The organism is Stenotrophomonas sp. CS3K5 (assembly GCF_059515225.1).
In genome coordinates, this window is the sequence record NZ_JCAKRX010000001.1 from 19,582 (window position 1) to 40,802 (window position 21,221).

Below are 21,221 nucleotides of genomic sequence, written 5' to 3' on the forward strand. Positions count from 1 at the left end.
GGAAGCATTACGCCAAGGCTTGTTCGTGCACGCCGGCGATCGCGCGTCCGGAAGGGTCGGCCGCCGCCGCGAAGCTGGCATCCCAGGCGATCGCCGCCGGCGAGGAACAGGCGATCGACTTGCCGCCCGGTACCGTCTCGGCAGCCGCACGACTCGGGAAGAACTGCTCGAACAGGTGGCGGTAGTAGTACGCCTCCTTGGTCTGCGGCGGGTTGTGCGGGAAGCGCTTGTCGGCCGCCGCCAGCACACGGTCGCTCACCTGCGCTTCGGCATGCGCCTTCAGCCCGTCGATCCAGCCGTAGCCGACGCCATCGCTGAACTGCTCCTTCTGCCGCCACAGGATGCTGTCCGGCAGATAGCCATCGAACGCCTCGCGCAGCACCGCCTTCTCGATGCGACGGCCACCGAACCCCGCGCCGACCATCTTGTGCGCAGCATCGAAACGCATCGCCACATCGAGGAATTCACGGTCCAGGAACGGGACGCGCGGCTCCACGCCCCAGGCCATCATCGACTTGTTGGCACGCAGGCAATCGTAGTTGTGCAGGGCATCGAGCTTGCGCACCAGCTCGTCGTGGAATTCGCGCGCATCCGGCGCCTTGTGGAAATACAGGTAGCCACCGAAGATCTCGTCGCTGCCCTCGCCGGAGAGCACCATCTTCACCCCCATCGCCTTGATCCGCCGCGCCAGCAGGAACATCGGCGTCGATGCGCGGATGGTGGTGACGTCGTAGGTTTCGATGTGCCGGATCACTTCCGGCAGCACGTCCAGGCCTTCTTCGAAGGTGTATTCGAAGCCGTGGTGCACGGTGCCCAGCGCTTCGGCGGCAACTGCGGCAGCGGCCAGGTCGGGCGAACCCTTCAGCCCGATCGCGAACGAGTGCAGGCGCGGCCACCAGGCTTCGGTCTGCCCGCCGTCCTCGATACGACGGCGCGCGTAGCGTGCGGCCACGGCGGCCACCAGCGATGAATCCAGGCCACCGGACAGCAGTACGCCATACGGCACGTCGCTCATCAGCTGGCGCTCGACCGCGTGCTCGAAGGCCTGCCGCAGTTCGGCGAGGTCGGCCTGGCGGCCCTGCACATCCGCATACTCACGCCACGGCTGCTGGTAGTAGCGCACCAGTTCGCCGCTGGCGCTGTCGAAATAGTGACCCGGCGGGAACTGCGCGACATCGGCGCAGGAATCGACCAGCGCCTTCATTTCCGAGGCCACCCGCAGGCGCCCCTGCGCATCGTGGCCCCAGTACAGCGGCACCACGCCGACCGGATCCCTCGCCACCAGCACGCGGCCACTGTCGCGGTCCCACAACGCAAAGGCGAAGATGCCGTTGAGCTGCTCCAGCCACTGCGTCGGCGACCCGCCCTGGCGGTACAGCGCGTTGATCACTTCGCAGTCCGAACCGGTCTGGAAGTCGTAGGCGGTGGTCAGCGCGGCCTTCAATTGCTGGTGGTTGTAGATCTCGCCGTTCACCGCCAGCGCCAGCTGGCCATCGGCCGACAACAGCGGTTGCGAGCCACCGGCCGGATCGACGATGGCCAGCCGTTCGTGCACCAGCAAGGCGCCTTCGTCGAGGTATACGCCGCTCCAGTCCGGACCCCGGTGGCGCTGGCGCTGCGACAGTTCCAGCGCGTGGCGGCGCAGGGCGGGAAGATCGTCACCGGCCTGCAGGCCGAAGATTCCGAAGATCGAACACATGGCAGAGCTCCTGTTGGGGGACTTCATGAAGGGAGGGTGTTCGACCGGCCATCCAGGCCCGGGAAGGCTGCGCCCGGGCACAAAAAAACCCGCATCGGCCGATGCGGGTTTTCTGGTGTCCGGGCGTGTGTTGCTGTCTATCTACCCAGGGCGCAGTCCCGCATCGGCCGCGCACGATTATTCGCGCGCAGATTATTGCGGTTGTTGTTGTTGACGGCGGTGGCCAGGCGGATCGACATGGCACTGACCCTACCCCGGTTCTTCGCGCGGCGCAACAGTTGCGTCGGCAACCACAGGTGAAGCGCATAATGGTCCCCCCTGCACTGTGTAATGGAAATGCAACACCGCACTGGACGCACCGCCGTACTGGCCGCCCTGCTCTGCCTGGGCCTGGCCGCCTGCCAGACCCTGCCCGTGCCTTCGCGCCTGCCTGCGGCCCAGCTGCAGGCGCTGGAACGCCGCGGCAACGACGGCAGTTTCGAGGGGGCCTGGGAAACCGCACAGACCTTCGAACGCTTCAACGATCCGCGTGCGGTCGCCTACTACGAGCGCGCCGCAGCGGTCACGCCCTGGACCTTCCACAACACCAAGGCAGAACAAGCACTGGGCCGGATCTGGACCTCCGGCGCGCTGCGGCATGCCGACTGTCCGCACATCGATCCTGCACCGGTGCTGCGTGCCTCGTGGCGACGCGGCGAGCGCGCCTATCGGGCCGCGGCGAATCACGGCAATCCCTACGCGTTCCAGGAACTGGCTGCTGCCTATCGCCAGCAGGGCGACGCGCAGCAGGCTCTGCGTTGGGACCTGCGCGCGATGATCTACCAGCGCTATCCGAGCCGCTCCTCGCGATTGCCGGATGCCGTGACGCCGCAAGGCGATGCGGTGCACCCGCTGGTCGCCCGCCTCCAACGGCGTGCGGATCGCGGCGACGCCGAGGCGCAGGTGGATCTGGGGGCATTGCTGGAAAGCGGCGTGGGCCTGCCGCGCGATCCCGCGGCAGCCCTGCTGCTGTACCAGCGTGCCGGCGAGCAGGGCAACGTGTTTGGGCAGTACTTCGCCGGGCTGCTGCTGGGCCGGAGTGCGCCGGGTGTGGAGAAGGATACCGCTGCGGCGGCCGGCTGGTTTGCCAGGGCCGAGGCGCAGCGCTTCTACATGGCGGCGCCGAGTTACTGGGAAAAGGCGATCAAGCCGCCGTTCTTCCTTTTCTCGGAATAGTTGAGCCGAGCCATGCTCGGCTGCTTCTATCGGGGAACATCAGCCGAGCATGGCTCGGCTCTACAGGAAGGCCTGCCGACCTCACACCAGCAGCCGTTCCACCAGTCGCTGATACAGGCCCGGTAGCGCTTCCAGCTCGTCCACGCGCACGTTCTCGTCCACCTGGTGGATGCTGGCGTTGACCGGGCCCACTTCGATGCACTGCGCACCCAACGGCGCGATGAAGCGCGCATCGGACGTGCCGCCGCCGGTGCTTTCTTCCGGTGCACGGCCGATGTGCTCGGCCAGCACCGCACGCGCGGCCGCCCGCAGCGTGCCTTCCGGGGTGTAGAACGGCTCGCCGCTGCGATGCCACTTCAGCGTGTACTGCAGGTCATGCCGGTCCAGCAGCGCGGTGATCTCCGCTTCCAGCTTCGGCGCATCCCAGTGCGGGTTGTAGCGGATGTTGAAATCCACTTCGAGTTCGCCGGGAATCACGTTGTTGGCGCCGGTGCCGGCGTGGATGTTGGAGATCTGCAGGCTGGTCGGCGGGAAGCTCTCGTAGCCGCCGTCCCAGCGCCGTGCGCTCAGCTCGGCCAGTGCCGGCGCCGCCTGGTGGATCGGGTTGCGTGCCTTTTCCGGGTAGGCCACATGGCCCTGTACGCCCTGCACGCGCAACTTGGCCGACAGGCTGCCACGGCGGCCGACCCGCAACAGGTCGCCCAGCGTCGCGGTCGACGACGGCTCGCCGGTGATGCACCAGTCGATGCGCTGGCCACGTTCGGCGAACAGCCGCGCGACATGACGCACCCCGTCGATGGCATCGCCCTCTTCGTCACTGGTCAGCAGCACCGCCAGTGTGCCGGGATGATCGGGGTGCGCGGCGACGAACTGTTCGGCCGCAACCACGAACGCGGCCACACTGCCCTTCATGTCGGCCGTACCGCGGCCATACAGCACGCCGTCACGGATCGTCGGCGTGAACGGGTCGCTGGTCCAGGCCTCGCGCGGCCCGGTGGGCACCACGTCGGTGTGGCCGAGCAGCACCAGTACCGGCGCCCCGCTGCCGTGGGTCGCCCACAGGTTGTCGACCTCGCCCAGGCGCAGGTGATCGCAGTGGAACCCGGCCTGCTTCAGGCGTGCGGCCAGCAACCCCTGGCAGCCAGCATCATCGGGCGTCACCGAGGGCCGCGCGATCAGCTCGCAGGCCAGGTCGAGAACGGCACTCATGCGCTGCCCACGCCGAAGCGTGCCTTGAAGCCGTTGTCACTGAAGCCCTGGCTGACCGTGCCATCGGCGGTGACCACCAGCGGGCGCTTGATCAACTGCGGGTACTCGCGCAGCAGCAGCTTCCATTCGGCATCGGACTCGGCCGCCTTGCGGTTGTCCGGCAGCTGCCGCCAGGTGGTGGAGGACTTGTTGACCATCGCCGCCAGCCCGCCCAGCTGCGCGGCCCATTCCAGCAGCGTCTCCGGACTCGGTTTGTTATCGCGGTAATCGACAAAGGTATACGGCACACCGAAGCGATCCAGCCACTTGGTCGCCTTCTTGCAGGTATCGCAGTTCTTCAAACCGTAGACAGTGGTGCTCATGGCCATCTGTGATGCTGGAAAACAGAGGGCCAGAATCTCACAACAGGCGCTCGGACACGACCCGGAACGGCACCCTCGGCAAACGGAAGGCCAGGCCCGATTCAAGCGCCACGCCCATCGCCTGCAGGTGTGGGCACTGCAGTTCGCCCGACAGGCGCAGCGGCTGCAAGGTGTCGACGGCCACCGGCAGGGCGATGCGGGTACTGGCCCAGCGGTGGTCGCAGGTGCGGGCGATGGCCTCGTCCTGGCAGGTCAGGAAACGCAGCAGGGCCTCATCGCCACCGAAGGCGGCCGACCACCCGGCCGCGCTCCACCCTGCGGCAGCCTGCCAGCGCAGATGCAACGCCGGCGCACTGCCCTGCCCGCTCTCGATCAATGTGTGGCCCGCGCCATCGGCGTCGAGCACATGCGCGAAGCGGGCGGACAGATGGGGCTGCATGGCATCGCTGAACGCGCGCGCGCCGGCGACGAAGGCCAGCTGGTCCATCACGTTGCGATCAAACAGCACCACCGGTGTGCCTTCCGGATCGTCATCGCGGCGCAGGTACCAGCGCCAGTTGCTCTGCCGCGGCGACGGCATCAATGCGCGCAGCGGGCCGGCCAGTGCGGGCCCGAAATGACCGTGGCGGTAGCTGAGGATGGTGTACGGCGTGCGCCCTTCATGCACCACGTAGTGATGGCTTGGCGGTGGCGGCGGTGCATGGCGCACATCGACCCACCAGCTCACGTAGACCACGTCGCGCACGTCGCTGAGCAGCGCCGGCATCGGCCAGCGCCGCGACAGCGCGCGGCGCAGCCGGGTCCATTGCACCGCGTGCAGCAGGCGCGGCAGCACCCGCCCGAACAGGCTGTCGGACGGGTGCCGGTAGATCGCAGACTGCGCCAGGTCCTGCGGCGCGGTCACCTTCAGTCGGCCAGGCCGCGCAGCAGGTCGTTGACGCTGGTCTTGCTGCGGGTCTTGGCATCAACCTGCTTGACGATCACCGCGCAGTACAGCGAGTGGGTACCGTCCTTGCTCGGCAGCGAGCCGGACACCACCACGCTGTACGGCGGGATGTAGCCGTAGGTGATTTCGCCGGTGGCGCGGTTGTAGATGCGGGTGCTCTGGCTGAGGAACACGCCCATGCCGATCACGCTGTGGTGGCCGACCACCACGCCTTCCACCACTTCCGAACGCGCGCCGATGAAGCAGTGGTCTTCGATGATCGTCGGGCTGGCCTGCAGCGGCTCCAGCACGCCGCCGATACCGGCACCGCCGGACAGGTGGCAATGCTGGCCGATCTGCGCGCAGGAGCCGACGGTGGCCCAGGTATCGACCATGGTGCCTTCGCCGACGTAGGCGCCGATGTTGGTGAAGCTCGGCATCAGCACCACGTCCTTGCCGAAGTACGTGCCGCGGCGGGCGATCGCCCCCGGCACCACGCGGACGCCGGCGCGGCGGAACTTCGCTTCGTCATAGCCGGCAAAACGCGATTCGACCTTGTCCCAGAACGGCGCCGGGCGGGCGTCGACCACCGCCATGTCATTGACACGGAAGTACAGCAGCACCGCCTTCTTCAGCCACTCGTTGACCTTCCAGCCGCCGTGGCCGTCCGGCTCGGCCACACGGAATTCACCGGTTTCCAGGCCATCGATCACCCGGTTGACCAGCGGACGGGTGGAGCCTTCCAGCTCGTGCAGGGTCAGCGTGGCGCGGCGCTCGAAGGCGCTCTCGATGCCGAACTTCAGCTCTTCCACGCCCGGCACCGGCGGCTTGCGCAGCGACTTGCGGGCGATGGTTTCGGCGCGTGCGGCTTCGGCGCTCTTGACCGGGGCCTTCTTCGGCGCAGCCACCTTCTTCGCCGGGGCCTTCACCGCTGCGGCTTTCTTCGGCGCCGCGGCCTTCTTCGCGGCCGGCATGGCGGCAGATTTCTTGGCCGCTGCACTCTTGGTGGTGGCAGCAGTCTTCTTCACAGGCTTGGTGGCCATCAGGCGGGGTCTCCGGCGTTTCGATCAGGGTCCAGGCAGGCCAGCATCGCGTCATGCAGCTGCTGCCGGGCAGGTTCAGTCAGGGGGAGGTCGTGTTCGTCACTGATCACGAAGGTGTCTTCGGCGCGTTCGCCGAATGTGGCAATGCGCGCGTCGTGCACGCGCAGACCCTGGTTGCGCAGCACGAACGCCACGTCGGCCAGCAGGCCGGGACGGTCGGGAGCGACCAGGGCAAAGCGGGTCGCGCCGGGTTCATCGCGGAACTCGATGCGCGGGGCGAAACGGAAGTGGCGCAGCTGGCGTGGCACGACCCGGCGTGACGGCCGCAGGCGGGCCAGATCGCCACCGAGCGCTTCGCGCAGTGCCGCTTCCAGATTGGCGCTGCTGCCATCGGCAAACGTATCGGCCGGGCTCACTTCAAACGTATCGAAAATGGTCTCAGCCGGACCATCGAGCACGCGCGCGCGGTGGATGCCGTAGCCCTTGCGGTCCAGGGTCATCACGATGGCGGCGAACAGACCGTCGCGGTCCGGCGAATGCACGAACACTTCCAGCGCCGGGTCGTCGACGCTGATCCGGCGCACCTTCACCAGGGCCTGGCCCTGCTTCACCGGCACCAGTGCGGCAGCCTGCCAGGCCAGCTGTTCCGGGCGCAGGCGGATGAAGCCTTCGTCAGGCATCACCGCGAACTGGCGGTCGATGGTGGCGTCGTCGTAGCCCTGTTCGCGCACCAGCGCGCGCACGCTGTCGCGCGCCTCGGCCACGCGCTCGGCGGCCGGCACCGGATGCTCCAGTCCCTCGCGCAATGCGCGCCGTGTCGCGAAGTACAGATCGGCCAGCAGCCGGTCCTTCCAGGCGTTCCACAGCTTGGGGCTGGTGCCGGCGATGTCGGCGCAGGTCAGCAGGTACAGGTAGTCCAGGCGGTCGCGGCTGCCGACCAGGGTGGCGAAACGATGGATCACCTCTGGATCGGCGATGTCCTGCTTCTGCGCGGTCACCGACATGCGCAGATGCTGCTCGACCAGCCAGGCCACCAGTTCGGTGTCGGTCACGCTCAACGCATGCGCCTGGCAGAACGCACGCGCGTCCACCGCGCCCAGCTCGGAGTGATCGCCGCCGCGGCCCTTGGCGATGTCATGGAACAGCCCGGCCAGCAGCAGCAGCTCCGGCTTGCGCAGGCGCGGCCAGACTTCATGGGCGATGGAGAAGCGCTCGTCGGCGCGGCTGCTGGCGAACTGACCGATGTTGCGCAGGACCATCAGCGTGTGCTGATCCACGGTGTAGACATGGAACAGGTCGAACTGCATGCGCCCGCTGACCTGGGCGAACGCCGGGATCCACTGGCCAAGCACGCCCAGCCGCGCCATGCGCGAAAGCGTATCGACCGGGCGCTGACCACGCAGCAGGGTCATGAACTGCTCGCGCGCATCGGTGTCGGCCTGGTCGTAGGCCGGCAGCAGCGGCAGCGATTCGGCCAGCGCGCGCGCGGTCAGCGAATGCAGGCCACGCACCTGCGGGTTGTTGGCCCAGCTGGCGAACAGCGCGAACACCTGGCCGATATCCGCGCGTGGCCAGTCGGCCTCGTTCGCGGCCAGGTAACCACGGCGCAGCGAAAAACCCACGGTCAGCGGTTCCGGCTGCGCCTCGCCATCGAACTGCTCCTCGAAGCGCTGCAGCAGGCGGTCGCTGATCCGGCGCACCACCGATGCAGCGCGGTAGAAGCCCTGCATCATTTTTTCGACACCCAGATTCTCGGCGTCGTCTTCGAAGCCCAGGCGCGCGGCCAGGGTCTTCTGGTAATCAAAGCGCAGGCGCTCTTCCGGGCGGCGCGCCACCAGGTGCAAGCCAAAGCGCAGCCGCGCCAGCACCGCGCGCTCGCGCTTCAATGCAGCCGCTTCGTCGGCGCCCAGGTGGCCGAGCCCGACCAGCGCCTCCAGATCGCGCACGCCGAACGCACGCAGCGCCATCCAGCCCAGCGTGTTGAGGTCACGTAGGCCACCCGGGCCGTCCTTCAGGTCCGGCTCCAGGTTGTCGGCGGTATCACCGAAACGCTGGTGGCGGTTGCGCAGTTCTTCCAGCTTGGCCAGGAAGAAGGTCCGCGCCGGCCACAGTTCGCGATCGTCGATCGCTTCGCGCAACGCGCGGCGTGCCGCATCGTCGGCCAGGATCGGACGCGCCTCGATCAGCGCGGTCAGCACGGTCTGGTCGGCAGCGGCCTGGCGGCACTGCGCGGCCGAGCGCACGGCATGGCTGACCGCCAGCCCGCAGTCCCACAGCAGCGCGAACAGGCGTGCCAATGCGGGCTCATGAGCGAGCTGTGCCTGCGCGTCACCGAACACCAGCAGGTCGATGTCCGACCGCGGGAACAGCTCGCCGCGGCCATAGCCGCCCACCGCGAACAGCGACAGTCCACTGTCGGCCGGCAGGCAGCGCTGCCAGGCCAGGCGGATCAGATGGTCGGCCGCACGCGCGCGCAGCGCCAGCAGGCGCTCGATGTTGTCGCCCTGGTCGAAGCGTCGGTACAGGCGCGCATCGGCCTGTTGCAGCGCCTGCCGTGCGGCAGACGCCCATTCGGAATCGTCAAGCGAATCGGCCGGCGCGTCCAGCAGTGAACCCGCCGGCAGCATGGTCAGGCGACCTGCGATTCGCCCGGCGACAGGGTCAGCACGTCCACGCCGGTCTCGGTGACCGCGATCATGTGCTCCCACTGCGCCGACAGCTTGCGGTCCTTGGTCACCACGGTCCAGCCATCCGGCAGCACCTTGTTGTAGCGGGTGCCCTCGTTGATCATCGGTTCGATGGTGAAGGTCATGCCCGGCTGCAGCACCAGGCCCTGGCCCGGGCGGCCGTAATGCACCACCTGCGGCTCGTCGTGGTAGACCTTGCCGATACCGTGGCCGCAGTACTCGCGCACCACGCTGAAGCGTTCGCCTTCGGCATAGCTCTGGATGGCATGGCCGATGTCGCCCAGGGTCGCACCCGGGCGCACCGCACGGATGCCGCGCCACATCGCTTCATAGGTGGCTTCCACCAGGCGGCGGGCCATCACCGACGGCGTACCGACGAAATACATGCGGCTGGTATCGCCGTGCCAGCCATCCTTGATGACGGTCACGTCGATGTTGATGATGTCGCCATCCTTGAGCACCTTCCCTTCGCTGGGAATGCCGTGGCAGATGACGTTGTTGACCGAAGTGCACACGGTCTTGGGGAAGCCGCGGTAGCCGACGTTGGCCGGAATGGCGCCCTGCACGTTCACGATGTGGTCGTGGCAGATGCGGTCCAGTTCCTCGGTGGTGACACCGGGCTTGACGTGGGGGGTGACGATGTCGAGCACTTCGCTGGCCAGGCGGCCGGCGACGCGCATCATCTCGATTTCCTGCGGGGTTTTCAGATTCACGCTCATGGCGCCCATTATCGCCGATCCGGCCGCAATCTGAACGAACGCCACCCAACTGGCGTTGCGGGCCGTGCACGGTTCCGGCAAGGAAAGTGAAAGCGTGATGGGATTCGCCCTTTCGGATCACTATTTATCACGGATTACAGACACTTAGCCGCACAAGCTGGCGGCCACCGTCGTCAAAGCGGCACCGAACATGCCGCCTTCGCCTTGTTCAACGGACCTTCGGGTCAGGGAGGTTGTCCATGCGATCCCCGCTTCGTTCCCCGCTTGCCTGGGCCCTGGGGGCGCTCCTGCTGAGCGGTCCGGCGCTGGCGGCCGACACCACCACCTTCAACGTCACCCTGGTGGTCACCAAGGCCTGCACCATCACCGCCGCAGCGGCCACCAACGTTGACTTCGGCACCGCCGCATCGACCACCGCCACCCCCACCCTGGGCCAGGGCACGGTGACCGCGCAGTGCTCGGCGCTGACCCCATACACGATCTCGCTGAACGCCGGCGCCAACGCCAGCACGGCCAACGACGTCACCACCCGCCGCATGAAGAACACCAATGCGGCTGTGACCGCCAACAACTATGTCGGCTACCAGCTCTACCAGGACGCCGCGCACACCCTGGTCTGGGGCGCCACCACCGGCACCAACACCCAGGCCGGCATCGGCACCGGCCTGGCGGTGCCCTACATCGTCTACGGCCAGATCCTGAACCTGAGCACCAACAACCCGGCCACCGGCAACTACCTGGATACGGTCACCGCCACGATCACCTATTGATGGAGCACGCCCGCATGGCCGGACCCCGCCCGTGGCGCGCCACCGGCGTGGCGCTGCTCGCCCTGAGCCTGCTGCTCGCCACCGCCGCCGGCGCCACCAGCCTGCAGGTCGCCCCCACCAGCCTGCAGCTCGAAGCCCGCCAGCGCGCAGGCGAACTGTGGCTGACCAACAGCGGCACCTCGCCGGTCAGGCTGCAGGTGCGCGTGTTCCGCTGGGTACAGCAGGATGGGCAGGAACAGCTGCTGCCCACCGATGAGCTGCTGGCCACCCCGCCGATGCAGGAACTGGCCGCCGGCCAGCAACAGCTGGTGCGGGTGATGCGTCCGGTCAACCAGCCGCCGGAGGTCCAGCGCTACTACCGGCTGATCGTCGACGAAGTGCCCGACCTGGCGACCCGCGCCAACGGCATGCAATTCGTGCTGCGCTATTCGATCCCGGTATTCGTGCAGCCCTCCGGCGGCAAGCTCGCGCCACAGCTGGCCGCGCGCCTGGTGCGGCTGGAGGACGGCCGCAACGGGGTGGAAGTGGCCAACACCGGCAACAGCTATGCGCAGATCGCCGATCTCGCGCTGGGCAGCACGCAGCGGCCACGCATCGTGCATCCGGGGCTGCTGGGCTATGTGCTGCCCGGACAGGTGATGCGCTGGCCGATCGAGCGTATCGCGATCGACCGCGACAACGACCAGATCACGGCCAAGCTCAATGGCGAGTCGGAACAGACGCCACTGTCGCCACCACCGGCTCGCTGAGGCGTTGATGGGCGCGCTGTTGGCTGCCCTGGCTCCTGCGGCGACCGAGGCCGCCGATGTGCCCGGTATCGCGGCCGCCGGGGCCGCAGACGTATCGGGCGTGTCAGCCGATGCAATCCTGCCACCGCCAACGCCGCTGACCGCCAGCCAGACGCTGTACCTGGATGTTTCGCTCAACAGCACGCCGCGCGGCCTGCTGCCGTTCACCGAGAACCGTGGCCGCCTGCAGGCAAGCCCCGAGGTGCTGCGCCAGCTCGGCTTCAATGCCAGCGGTGATGCCCCGGTCTACCTGGACCAGATCAGCGGCGCGGTGGTGCGTTACGACGCGCACATGCAGACGCTGGCACTGGACGTGCCGCTGGACCAGCTGACCCTGCCGACCACCGTGCTCAGCCGCCCACAGACCCGTGCACTGGCCGGCACGGCCTCACCGGGCCTGCTGCTCAACTACGACGTGTATGGCAGCCACGTGGATACGCTCGGCAATCTCAGCCTGAGCTCGGAACTGCGCCTGTTCGGCATCGGCAACGGTACCTTCGAGAACACCGCGGTCAGCCGCCGCTACCAGCAGCCCGGCGATCGTCGCTGGCGCGGCGAGAGCGTGCGCCTGGACACCCGCTGGAGCCTGGATTTCCCTGACCAGGCGCTGACCCTGGACGTCGGCGACTTCTACAGCGGCTTTGTCGACTGGACCCGACCGGTGCGCCTGGGCGGCCTGCAGATCGGCCGCAACTACGGCCTGCAGCCCTATCGCGTGCTGACACCGACGCCCAGCTTCCTCGGCCAGGCGGTGGTGCCGTCCACCGTCGAGCTGTACGTCGATGGCCTGCGCCAGTACAGCGGCCAGGTGCCGGTCGGCCCGTTCCAGCTGGGCGCCCAGCCCGGCATCAGCGGTACCGGCACCGCACAGGTGGTGGTGACCGACGCGTTCGGCCGCATGCAGACCCTGGATTTCAGCTTCTACGGCACCCAGCAGCTGCTGGCCAAGGGCCTGTCGGACTGGTCGGTCGGCGTCGGCCGCCTGCGCGAGGATTTCGGGCAACGCTCCTTTGCCTACGACGATCGCACCGTGGCCAGTGCCAGCTGGCGCGGCGGCGTCAGCGATACCTTTACCGGCGAAGCGCATGCCGAAGGCGGCGGTGGCCTGGCCCAGGCCGGTCTCGGCGGCTGGTGGCTGCTCGGCGGCGCGGGGGTGTTCAATGCCGCCTACGCGCGCAGCGACTACCACGGCCTGCAGGGCGGGCAATGGGCACTGGGCTACAGCTGGAACAACCGCCGCTTCAATTTCAACCTGCGCAGCGTGCGCAGCCACGGCGACTATCGCGACCTGGGCGCACTGCAGGGCAACCTGCCACCAGACATCAGCGACCAGGCCACGGTCGGCGTCGACCTGCTGCGGCTGGGCACGCTCAGCGCCAGCTACCTGCGCCTGCGCTACCCCGACGGCGAGGACAACCGTTACGCCAGCCTGTTCTGGTCGCGCAGCTGGAGCCAGCGCTGGTCGGCCTACCTGTCGCTGAACCAGAACCTGGACAACAGCGATGACCGCAGCCTCTATCTGTCCGTCACCGCCAGCCTGGGCAACAACCGCCAGGCCAGCCTGTCCAGCCAACGCAACGGCGACAGCCAGAGCTGGGTGGCCGATGTCACCCAGCCGGTGCCCGGCGATGGCAGCGCCGGCGGCGTCGGCTGGCGCGCACAGGTACGCCACGGCGAGGATGGCAACGGCGGCCTGGCCGAAGTCGGCATCCTCAACGATGTCGGCCGCTATTCGCTTGGCGCCTCGCGCCAGGGCGGCCTGAACTATGCCTACGCCAGCGCCAGCGGCAGCCTGGTGTGGATGGGCGGGCATGCCTTTGCAACCCGCGAGGTTTCCGACGCGTTCGCGGTGATCAGCACCAACGGCGTGGGCGGCGTGCCGGTGCGGCTGGAGAACCGGCTGATCGGCGTGACCGATGATCGCGGCCTGCTGCTGGTCAGCCCACTGCTGTCCTGGCAGCGCAACCGGGTCTCGATCGACACCCTGGACCTGCCTGAGGACATGCGCGCCGACCGCATCGAAGACTGGGTGACCCCACGCCAGCGCGCGGGCACGCGGGTGACCTTCGAACTGCGCTCGCGGCCCTCGCTGAGCCTGACCCTGCACAGCATGGACGGGCAGCCGCTGGAGGTGGGCAGCGAAGTGCAGCTGCCCGATGGGCGGCAGGCGCTGGTGGGCTATGACGGCCTGCTGTACCTGGAGGACGTGGCCGCCGGCAGCGTGCTGTACATCACCACCAGCGGCGGGCAATGCCGGGTGAAGGTACCGGACCTGCCCAAGGTGGTGGCGTCCGGCGCGCGGCCGAAGCCAGCACCGCTGGCGTGCATCCCGGAGGTGGCGCCATGAGGGTGCTGCTGGGCCTGCTGCTGATCGCTGGCCTGCTGGCGGCGGCGCCAGCGCGCGCCACCGCCGTGTGCACCGCCATCGCCGACCCGACGCTGCCGTTCGGCAACGTCAACAGCAATGCACCTGGCGCGACCACCGGCACGCTCAACATCACGGTGACCTGCACCACCGCCGCGCTGAGCCTGCTGGCCACCACCGGCGTGCGGGTCTGCGTGGGCATCGGTGCCGGCAGCGGCGGCGGCAGCAGCTCCACCTGGCGGACGATGAAGACCAGCGCCAGCGACAGCATGAACTTCCAGCTCTACAACACCTCCAACTTCAGCCAGGTGACCGGGCTGGCCCCGCGCGGCACGCCGCCGGCACAGGAACTGACCATGACCTACAACGTGCCGTTGCTGACCGGCGGCAGTGGCGCGCAGGCCACCCAGCTGTTCGCGCAGATCCCGGCCAACCAGGTGCTGGCTTCCGGTGCCTACAGCAGCACCTTCAGCGGGGCGAACGTGGTGCTCACCTGGGCCTGGAACGAAGTACTGCTCGGCACCGCCACCGTCCCGGCCACCTGCAACGGCGGTGCCACCGGCACCAACAGTGCCAGCGCGGCCTTCAGCTTCACCGCCACCGCCAATGTGCTGCCGCAGTGCGGCAGCTACGTCACCACCAACATGAACTTCGGCACTGTCACCGGCGGCATTCCTGCCAACATCGACCAGACCGCGACGCTGACCCTGACCTGCCTGAAGAACACCGCCTACCAGGTCAGCCTCAACAACGGGCAGAACAATCCCGCAGCCACCAGCACCCGGCGCATGGCCACCACCATCGGCGGCAGCACCTACTACCTCACCTACGAGCTGTACCGCGATTCCACCCGCACCCAGCGCTGGGGCAACACGCTGACCGTCGATACCGCCAGCGGCACCGGAACCGGCAGCGCGCAGCAGTTGACCATCTATGGCCGGGTGCCGCCGGTCAGCGGCCAGCCACCGGCAGGCACCTACAACGACCTGGTGCAGGTGACGATTACCTATTGATGGGCGTGCAGACCAACGGTCTGCACCTACTACGGGGTTCCGGTAGATCCACCCATGCGTGGATGCTGGCCTGGCGCAGTCGAGCAAGCTCGACTCTACAGTTCCGGCCGATCCGGCCGATACCGCGCAGCGAGTCCTGACGCAGGGTGGTTGGCGGGTGGTTCGCGTATTTCTGATCGGGGCGATACTGTTCGCCAGCACACCCGCATGGGCTGAACCGGGCACCACGCCGCTGCAGATCCGGCTCACCGTGGTGGACGCCTGCAGCGGCGAGGCCGGCAGCCGCCGCTGCCCGGTTCCGCAGCAACGCAGTGACGCGCCGCAGTTGCCCGCCCAGGTCCGCGATCTGGCACCACCGCCCGCCAACGAAGACCCGGTGCCTGCCGTGACCGTCATCTACTGATGCGTGTGGCGCTGATCCTCCTGGCGTCGCTGCTGGCCATGCCCGCCGCTGCACTGGACCTGTCCCCCACTACCCTGCAGCTGCCCGTCGAAGGTGGCCGCACCGAGCTGTGGCTGTACAACCCCGGCCCCGGCCACTGGCAGGGCCAGGTGCGGGTGCTGGCCTGGGAACAACAGGTGGATGCCGAGCGGCTGCGCCCGACCGGGCAGATCCTGGCCAGCCCGATCCAGCTCGATCTCGCCCCGGGCGTCCGCCAGCGCGTCTGGCTGCTGCCCGGCCGACCCGAGCCCGTGGCCGGTGAACAGGCCTATCGCATCGTGCTGGAGCCCAGCGGGGCCGGCCTGCCCCGCTACTCACTCCCGCTGTTCCGCGGCCAGGCCGCACCGCAGGCGCAACCCCGCGTACAGGCCCGGCTCGACGCCGACGCGTCGCAGCCCCATCTGCGATTGAACAACGCCGGGCCGCTGCACGCCCGCCTGCATGACCTGGTGTTCGTTGCCGAAGACGGCCAGCGCACCCTGCTGCTACCGGGGCTGGCCGGCTATCTGCTGGCCGGGCACGAGCGCCGCTGGGCGCTGCCGCCCCGGCCGAACGGCTACCATGGCGGGCGTTTCCAGGCCCATCTGCAGGATGGCCGCCAGGTCGAGCTGACCGCGCCGGACCCCGCAATTGCAGCGGGCGCGCCAAGCGGGCTATAATCGACCGGATTCCTGCCGCCAGCGTGCGCGGGACCCCGTCCACACCGGACGTCACCGGTGAATCCACACCTGCTGCCCCCATCCGTGCCGGGGTGCTCCGCAAGGAGTTCGGCCACGGAGGCAACAGGGAAGCCCAACCCCGGAACCCATCGCGTTTCCACGCGTCCCGCATACCTATTACCGCGGGCGGAAGCGCAGGTTCCCCATCAGGAGTATTGCAATGCCCCAGGTCACCATGCGTCAGATGCTGGAAGCCGGCGTCCACTTCGGCCACCAGACCCGCTACTGGAACCCCAAGATGGCTCCGTACATCTTCGGCGCCCGCGGCAAGATCCACATCATCAACCTGGAAAAGACCGTCCCGCTGTTCAACGACGCGATGAACTTCATCTCGTCGGTGGCCCAGAAGCGCGGCACCGTCCTGTTCCTGGGCACCAAGCGCAGCGCCCGCGAAACCATTCGTGAAGAAGCCGAGCGTTGCGGCATGCCGTTCATGAACCAGCGTTGGCTGGGCGGCACCCTGACCAACTTCCGTACCGTCAAGCAGTCGGTTGCCCGCCTGAAGGAACTGGAAGCCGGCGAAACCGACGGCACCTTCGAGAAGCTGGTCAAGCACGAAGTGCTGGGCCTGCGTCGCGAGCGCGACAAGCTGGAAGCCTCGCTGGGCGGCATCAAGGACATGAACCGTCTGCCGGACGCCATCTTCGTGATCGACATCGGCCACGAAGACATCGCGATCAAGGAAGCCAAGAAGCTGGGCATCCCGGTCATCGCCGTGGTCGACACCAACTACAACCCGGAACTGGTTGATTACGCCATCCCGGGCAACGACGACGCCATCCGCGCTGTGCAGCTGTACGCCCGCGCCGCTGCCGACGCCGTGCTGGAAGGCAAGGCTGCTGCACCGCACGCCGCTTCGGTGCGCGAAGAAGAGTTCGCTGAAGCCGCCGCTGAAGGCGAAGACAAGCCGGCCCGCCGCGCGCCGGCCAAGAAGGCTGCCAAGAAGGGCGACGACGCCCAGGCCTGATCCAGGCCCCGGGGTGGACGCCCGGCGCCCACCCTCCCTGCATGCCGCCCTTGGCGCGTGACAGGACTGTGTCACACGGGCCGGCCACCATGCCGGCCCAACCCCTTTCTTTCGTGAGGTAATCCCGTGGAAATCACTGCTTCCCTGGTCAAGGAACTGCGCGAGCGCACCGGCGCCGGCATGATGGAATGCAAGAAGGCGCTCACTGAAGCCAACGGCGACATCAACGCTGCTGCTGAAGCCATGCGCAAGTCCGGCGCCGCCAAGGCCGACAAGAAGGCTGACCGCGTGGCCGCCGAAGGCCGTCTGGGCCTGGCCCAGGACGGCGGCAAGGCCGTGCTGGTCGAAGTCAACTCGGAAACCGACTTCGTCGCCAACGATGACAACTTCAAGTCCTTCGTCAACGCTGTCGCCGCTGCCGCCCTGGCCACGGACGCCAACGACGTCGAAGCCGTGAAGGCCGCCAAGCTGGCCGATGGCCGCACCGTTGAAGAAGCCCGTGCCACCGCCGTGCAGACCTTGGGTGAGAACATCCAGATCCGTCGCCTGGTGAAGGTGGACGGCAACAACACCGTCGGCGCCTACGTGCACACCAACGGCAAGGTCGGCGTGCTGGTCGACCTGGTCGGCGGCGACGTCGAGCTGGCCCGTGGCCTGGCCATGCATGTGGCCGCGCTGAAGCCGCCGCACAACAAGGCTGCGGACGTTCCGGCCGACTTCGTCGAGAAGGAAAAGGAAATCGAGCTGGCCAAGATGTCCGAGAAGGACAAGGCCAAGCCGGCCGACATCCTGGAAAAGATCATCAGCGGCAAGATCAACAAGATCGTCAGCGACGTGACCCTGTACGGCCAGACCTACGTGCTGGGCGACACCACCGTCGAGCAGGTGGTCAAGGCCGCTGGCGCCGACGTGGCCGGCTTCAAGCTGCTGGTCGTCGGCGAAGGCATCGAGAAGGTGGTGGAAGACTACGCCGCCGAAGTTGCCAAGGCGATGCAGGTCTGATTCCAGCCCTCCGGCTGTGAAGCAACCAGAAGGAGCCGCGGGAAACCGTGGCTCTTTTTTTGTGCCTGTGACTGCACCCCACCGGTGGGTGCGCACCGTTGGTGCGCACACCGACACCCGCACCTTTGCGTTACGCACCAATCAAGCCGATACTCGGCGCAGGGAATCGACAGTCACCTAACAGGAACGAAAATCGCGGACTGTGATGCATTCCTAGGTATTCTTGTCCTAATGGAATTGAACGACCCGACATGCCTCCCGAGCTGACAGCTGCCCTGGCGCTCTGCCGCAACCTGCCTTCGCCGCCCGGTATTGCCCTGCGCATCATCGAACTGGCGCAGGACCCGGAAGCGGACATCGCCACCGCCGCCGACATCATCGCCATCGACATGGCGCTGAGCGCTCGCATGCTGCGCATCGCCAATTCACCGCTGTACGCCAGCCGCCGCCGGATCGAGAACCTCGGCCAGGCGCTGACCATGCTCGGCCTGAATGCCACGATCAGCCTCGCCCTCGGCTTCACCGTCACCCAGGGGCTGACCGGCGGCAGCGGTGCCGACCACGACCTGCGCCAGCGCGCGTGGAAGCGCAGCATCCTCAGTGCACTGGCGGCCAGCCAGCTGGGCCAGGCGCGAGGGCTGCGCCGGCTGGAGGAGCTGATGCTGGCCGGATTGCTGCAGGACCTGGGCGTGCTGTGCCTGGCCCAGGCCGAATCAGAGCGCTATCTGCCCCTGCTGCGGGATGCGCGCGACAACATCGACCTGGTCTCCCGTGAGCGTGACGCGCTGGGCTGCAGCCATGCCGACGTGGGCGCCTGGGTGGCCGAGCAGTGGGGCCTGCCGCGCTATCTGGTGGAGAGCATCAGCCACAGCGAAGACCAGGATGCCGCCGGATCGGCGTTCCAGGCCTGCGTGCAGCTGTCTGGCGCCGTGGCCGACATCTGGCTCGATGACGATGCCGATGCCGCGCGCGAGCGCGCCCTGCAGCAGGTGCACGATCGTCTGGAACTGGACAGCGCGCGTTTCGACCAGGTGCTGGTGCGCATCAGCGACGCCCTGCCGGACATCGCCAGCCTGTTCGAGGCCGGCCTGAGCTCGCCGATGCGGGTGCGCGAGCTGATCGACCACGCCCAGGAGCTGGCCACCCTGCGCAACCTGCGTGAACTGCAGGATGCCGACCAGGCGCGCCGCCGCGCCGACGAGTTCGAGGCCCGCGCCAAGCGCCTGGCCGACCAGGCCCATCGCGATGCCCTGACCGGGGTGCTCAACCGCCGCCAGCTGGAGGCGGTGCTGGAACAGGAATTCCTGCGCGCCGGGCGCCAGGGCTGGCCGCTGTCGGTGGCCTTCATCGACCTGGACGATTTCAAGAAGATCAACGATGCCCACGGTCACCTGACCGGCGACGAAGTGCTGCGCGCGTTCGCCGGCAAGCTGCAGGGCCAGCTGCGCAACAGCGACACCGTGGCCCGTTTCGGCGGCGAGGAGTTCGTCGCGCTGCTGCCCAATACCAGCGAAACCGTGGCCCTGGACGTGATCCGCCGGGTCCTGGCCAACATCGTCGCCACGCCGATGGCCGAGCTGGAAGGTGGCCCGCTGTTCGTCACCTTCTCCGCCGGCGTGGCCACCCAGGGCGGTTACGAGCGCTTCGCCGATGTGCAGGACCTGCTGCGCGCCGCTGACGATGTGCTGTACCGCTCCAAGAACCTGGGCCGCAACCGGGTGATCGCACGCTCCCCCGGTGCACTGGGCCACGACGAGCTGTCGGCGACGGCCGGCGCCGAACTGGGCTGAACGGGAAGCCCCGCATCACCGGGGTGAACCGCCGGATTTCGCGCCGCAGTGCACAAAACACTATGGCCCGACGCCGCATGCGCGTAGAATCGCCCGCGATTTCCACGCACCCGAGGTCCCCATGTCCAAGCTCGCCTATCGCCGCATCCTTCTGAAACTGTCCGGGGAGGCGCTGATGGGAGATGAGGACTACGGCATCGACCCGAAGATCATCAACCGCCTGGCCCGCGAGGTCATCGAAGCCCAGCAGGCCGGTGCCGAAGTGGCACTGGTGATCGGCGGCGGCAACATCTTCCGCGGTGCCGGCCTGGCCGCCGGCGGCATGGACCGGGTTACCGGCGACCAGATGGGCATGCTGGCCACCGTCATCAACGCCCTGGCCATGCAGGACGCGCTGGAGAAGCTCGGCGCCAAGGCCCGTGTGATGAGCGCGATCAAGATCAACGACGTGTGCGAGGACTACATCCGCCGCCGCGCCATCCGTCACCTGGAAAAGGGCCGCCTGGTGATCTTCGCAGCCGGCGTCGGCAGCCCGTTCTTCACCACCGACTCCGGCGCCGCCCTGCGTGCGATCGAGATCGGTGCCGACCTGCTGCTGAAGGCCACCAAGGTCGATGGCGTGTACGACAAGGACCCGAACAAGCACAGCGATGCGGTCCGCTTTGACACCCTCAGCTACGACGAAGTGATCCGCCGCGGCCTGGAAGTGATGGATACCGCCGCCTTCGCGCTGGCGCGCGACAGCGATCTGCCGATGCGCGTGTTCGACATGGGCCAGCCGGGCGAACTGCTGAAAATCCTCAGCGGCGAGAACATCGGCACCCTGGTTCAGGGCCGCGATCCGGCCTGAGCCTGAGCGGGCGGCGACAGCCGGGTCGATCCAGGCCCGGCAGCGTCCCGTATTCGCCTATAATCGCCCGATTCCAGATACATCCAGGACCGGGCGATGCTCAACGACATCAAGAACAACGCGCAGACGCGCATGGCCAAGAGCATCGACGCTCTGAAGCACACCCTCACCTCCATCCGGACCGGGCGTGCCACGCCGGCCCTGCTGGACCGCGTGACGGTCAATGCCTACGGTAATGCCAGCACCCCGCTGAACCAGGTTGCCTCGATCTCCAACGCCGACGCCCACTCGCTGCTGGTCACCCCGTTCGACAAGGGCATGATCAAGGAGATCGAAAAGGGCCTCTACAACGCCGAGTTCACCCCGAACACCCTGGGTACGGCGATCCGCATCAACATGCCGCCGCCGACCGAAGAGCGCCGCAAGGAGCTGGCCAAGCAGGTGCAGAAGGAAGGCGAAGGCGCCAAGATCGCGATCCGCAACATCCGTCAGGACGCGAACAAGGAAATCGCCAAGCTGGTCAAGGACAAGGCGATCAGCGAAGACGAGAAGAAGCGCGGCGAAGACGACATCCAGAAGTTGACCGACGCCAACATCAAGGACGTCGACAAGGTCGTTGCCGACAAGGAAAAAGAACTGCTGTCGGTCTGAAGTCG

At 67.7% G+C, this 21,221-nt stretch carries 19 protein-coding genes; 12 read left to right on the forward strand and 7 right to left on the reverse strand.

Annotation, left to right across the window (positions count from 1 at the left end; all coding sequences use genetic code 11):
• Positions 1–7: 7 nt before the first annotated feature.
• Positions 8–1,699, reverse strand: coding sequence for an asparagine synthase B (gene asnB, locus AC5YGJ_RS00090; RefSeq protein ID WP_249844572.1), 1,692 nt, complete (start codon positions 1,697–1,699; stop codon positions 8–10).
• A 336-nt stretch (positions 1,700–2,035) separates the two neighbouring features.
• Between asnB and AC5YGJ_RS00095 the strand changes: the two genes are divergently transcribed.
• Positions 2,036–2,914, forward strand: a complete 879-nt coding sequence (locus tag AC5YGJ_RS00095) for a tetratricopeptide repeat protein (protein WP_496185603.1) — start codon at positions 2,036–2,038, stop codon at positions 2,912–2,914.
• Between the two features lie 81 nt (positions 2,915–2,995).
• Here AC5YGJ_RS00095 and dapE read toward each other — a convergent pair whose 3' ends face one another.
• The 6 genes from dapE to map are packed head-to-tail and all read right to left on the reverse strand — an operon-like array spanning position 2,996 to position 9,868.
• Positions 2,996–4,123: a succinyl-diaminopimelate desuccinylase gene (gene dapE, locus AC5YGJ_RS00100; RefSeq protein ID WP_496185380.1), complete on the reverse strand. Its 1,128-nt coding sequence runs from the start codon at positions 4,121–4,123 to the stop codon at positions 2,996–2,998.
• The gene (locus AC5YGJ_RS00105) at positions 4,120–4,491 is read right to left on the reverse strand and encodes an arsenate reductase (RefSeq protein ID WP_309337521.1); all 372 of its coding nucleotides are present in this window, start codon (positions 4,489–4,491) and stop codon (positions 4,120–4,122) included. The genes dapE and AC5YGJ_RS00105 overlap by 4 nt, the downstream gene beginning before the upstream one ends.
• Before the next feature lie 31 nt (positions 4,492–4,522).
• Positions 4,523–5,389 carry a hypothetical protein gene (locus tag AC5YGJ_RS00110; RefSeq protein WP_496185381.1) on the reverse strand — a complete coding sequence of 289 codons (867 nt, stop codon included), beginning with the start codon at positions 5,387–5,389 and terminating at the stop codon, positions 4,523–4,525.
• A gap of 2 nt (positions 5,390–5,391) precedes the next feature.
• Positions 5,392–6,453, reverse strand: a complete 1,062-nt coding sequence (dapD, locus tag AC5YGJ_RS00115) for a 2,3,4,5-tetrahydropyridine-2,6-dicarboxylate N-succinyltransferase (protein ID WP_249844576.1) — start codon at positions 6,451–6,453, stop codon at positions 5,392–5,394.
• Complete coding sequence (locus AC5YGJ_RS00120) at positions 6,453–9,080, reverse strand: [protein-PII] uridylyltransferase (protein WP_249844577.1); 2,628 nt, start codon at positions 9,078–9,080, stop codon at positions 6,453–6,455. Before AC5YGJ_RS00120 ends, dapD begins: the two co-directional genes overlap by 1 nt.
• Before the next feature lie 2 nt (positions 9,081–9,082).
• On the reverse strand, positions 9,083–9,868 hold the full coding sequence (gene map / locus AC5YGJ_RS00125) for a type I methionyl aminopeptidase (protein ID WP_146160116.1): 786 nt from the start codon (positions 9,866–9,868) through the stop codon (positions 9,083–9,085).
• 230 nt (positions 9,869–10,098) lie between these two features.
• Between map and AC5YGJ_RS00130 the strand changes: the two genes are divergently transcribed.
• From AC5YGJ_RS00130 to frr, 11 genes are all read left to right on the forward strand, one after another.
• Positions 10,099–10,629, forward strand: coding sequence for a Csu type fimbrial protein (locus tag AC5YGJ_RS00130; RefSeq protein ID WP_249844578.1), 531 nt, complete (start codon positions 10,099–10,101; stop codon positions 10,627–10,629).
• Positions 10,629–11,378, forward strand: coding sequence for a fimbrial biogenesis chaperone (locus AC5YGJ_RS00135; RefSeq protein ID WP_249844579.1), 750 nt, complete (start codon positions 10,629–10,631; stop codon positions 11,376–11,378). The genes AC5YGJ_RS00130 and AC5YGJ_RS00135 overlap by 1 nt, the downstream gene beginning before the upstream one ends.
• Positions 11,379–11,385: 7 nt before the next feature.
• On the forward strand, positions 11,386–13,764 hold the full coding sequence (locus tag AC5YGJ_RS00140) for a fimbria/pilus outer membrane usher protein (protein WP_496185382.1): 2,379 nt from the start codon (positions 11,386–11,388) through the stop codon (positions 13,762–13,764).
• Positions 13,761–14,795, forward strand: a complete 1,035-nt coding sequence (locus AC5YGJ_RS00145; protein WP_309337509.1) for a Csu type fimbrial protein — start codon at positions 13,761–13,763, stop codon at positions 14,793–14,795. The genes AC5YGJ_RS00140 and AC5YGJ_RS00145 overlap by 4 nt, the downstream gene beginning before the upstream one ends.
• Positions 14,796–14,853: 58 nt before the next feature.
• Complete coding sequence (locus AC5YGJ_RS00150; RefSeq protein WP_249844582.1) at positions 14,854–15,198, forward strand: hypothetical protein; 345 nt, start codon at positions 14,854–14,856, stop codon at positions 15,196–15,198.
• Positions 15,198–15,896, forward strand: a complete 699-nt coding sequence (locus AC5YGJ_RS00155; RefSeq protein WP_496185383.1) for a fimbrial biogenesis chaperone — start codon at positions 15,198–15,200, stop codon at positions 15,894–15,896. Before AC5YGJ_RS00150 ends, AC5YGJ_RS00155 begins: the two co-directional genes overlap by 1 nt.
• Before the next feature lie 220 nt (positions 15,897–16,116).
• Positions 16,117–16,923 (forward strand): 30S ribosomal protein S2, encoded by an 807-nt coding sequence (gene rpsB / locus AC5YGJ_RS00160; RefSeq protein ID WP_057497695.1) that lies wholly within the window; start codon positions 16,117–16,119, stop codon positions 16,921–16,923.
• 126 nt (positions 16,924–17,049) lie between these two features.
• Positions 17,050–17,925 carry a translation elongation factor Ts gene (gene tsf / locus AC5YGJ_RS00165; protein ID WP_107230333.1) on the forward strand — a complete coding sequence of 292 codons (876 nt, stop codon included), beginning with the start codon at positions 17,050–17,052 and terminating at the stop codon, positions 17,923–17,925.
• A 251-nt stretch (positions 17,926–18,176) separates the two neighbouring features.
• Positions 18,177–19,715 carry a sensor domain-containing diguanylate cyclase gene (locus tag AC5YGJ_RS00170; RefSeq protein ID WP_249844584.1) on the forward strand — a complete coding sequence of 513 codons (1,539 nt, stop codon included), beginning with the start codon at positions 18,177–18,179 and terminating at the stop codon, positions 19,713–19,715.
• A 121-nt stretch (positions 19,716–19,836) separates the two neighbouring features.
• The gene (gene pyrH, locus AC5YGJ_RS00175) at positions 19,837–20,565 is read left to right on the forward strand and encodes a UMP kinase (RefSeq protein ID WP_057497698.1); all 729 of its coding nucleotides are present in this window, start codon (positions 19,837–19,839) and stop codon (positions 20,563–20,565) included.
• Between the two features lie 96 nt (positions 20,566–20,661).
• Positions 20,662–21,216 carry a ribosome recycling factor gene (gene frr, locus AC5YGJ_RS00180; protein ID WP_049427358.1) on the forward strand — a complete coding sequence of 185 codons (555 nt, stop codon included), beginning with the start codon at positions 20,662–20,664 and terminating at the stop codon, positions 21,214–21,216.
• The last annotated feature ends 5 nt before the right edge of the window (positions 21,217–21,221 follow it).

What these genes read in the sequence shown, in the direction of transcription:
- asnB (WP_249844572.1), bottom strand. Translation starts at nt 1,699, where the DNA reads ATGTGTTCGATCTTCGGAATCTTCGGCCTGCAGGCCGGTGACGATCTT.
- AC5YGJ_RS00155 (WP_496185383.1), top strand. Translation starts at nt 15,198, where the DNA reads ATGCGTGTGGCGCTGATCCTCCTGGCGTCGCTGCTGGCCATGCCCGCC.
- map (WP_146160116.1), bottom strand. Translation starts at nt 9,868, where the DNA reads ATGGGCGCCATGAGCGTGAATCTGAAAACCCCGCAGGAAATCGAGATG.
- AC5YGJ_RS00145 (WP_309337509.1), top strand. Translation starts at nt 13,761, where the DNA reads ATGAGGGTGCTGCTGGGCCTGCTGCTGATCGCTGGCCTGCTGGCGGCG.
- dapD (WP_249844576.1), bottom strand. Translation starts at nt 6,453, where the DNA reads ATGGCCACCAAGCCTGTGAAGAAGACTGCTGCCACCACCAAGAGTGCA.
- rpsB (WP_057497695.1), top strand. Translation starts at nt 16,117, where the DNA reads ATGCCCCAGGTCACCATGCGTCAGATGCTGGAAGCCGGCGTCCACTTC.
- pyrH (WP_057497698.1), top strand. Translation starts at nt 19,837, where the DNA reads ATGTCCAAGCTCGCCTATCGCCGCATCCTTCTGAAACTGTCCGGGGAG.
- AC5YGJ_RS00105 (WP_309337521.1), bottom strand. Translation starts at nt 4,491, where the DNA reads ATGGCCATGAGCACCACTGTCTACGGTTTGAAGAACTGCGATACCTGC.
- AC5YGJ_RS00120 (WP_249844577.1), bottom strand. Translation starts at nt 9,080, where the DNA reads ATGCTGCCGGCGGGTTCACTGCTGGACGCGCCGGCCGATTCGCTTGAC.
- AC5YGJ_RS00170 (WP_249844584.1), top strand. Translation starts at nt 18,177, where the DNA reads ATGCCTCCCGAGCTGACAGCTGCCCTGGCGCTCTGCCGCAACCTGCCT.
- frr (WP_049427358.1), top strand. Translation starts at nt 20,662, where the DNA reads ATGCTCAACGACATCAAGAACAACGCGCAGACGCGCATGGCCAAGAGC.
- AC5YGJ_RS00135 (WP_249844579.1), top strand. Translation starts at nt 10,629, where the DNA reads ATGGAGCACGCCCGCATGGCCGGACCCCGCCCGTGGCGCGCCACCGGC.
- AC5YGJ_RS00095 (WP_496185603.1), top strand. Translation starts at nt 2,036, where the DNA reads ATGCAACACCGCACTGGACGCACCGCCGTACTGGCCGCCCTGCTCTGC.
- AC5YGJ_RS00140 (WP_496185382.1), top strand. Translation starts at nt 11,386, where the DNA reads ATGGGCGCGCTGTTGGCTGCCCTGGCTCCTGCGGCGACCGAGGCCGCC.
- dapE (WP_496185380.1), bottom strand. Translation starts at nt 4,123, where the DNA reads ATGAGTGCCGTTCTCGACCTGGCCTGCGAGCTGATCGCGCGGCCCTCG.
- AC5YGJ_RS00130 (WP_249844578.1), top strand. Translation starts at nt 10,099, where the DNA reads ATGCGATCCCCGCTTCGTTCCCCGCTTGCCTGGGCCCTGGGGGCGCTC.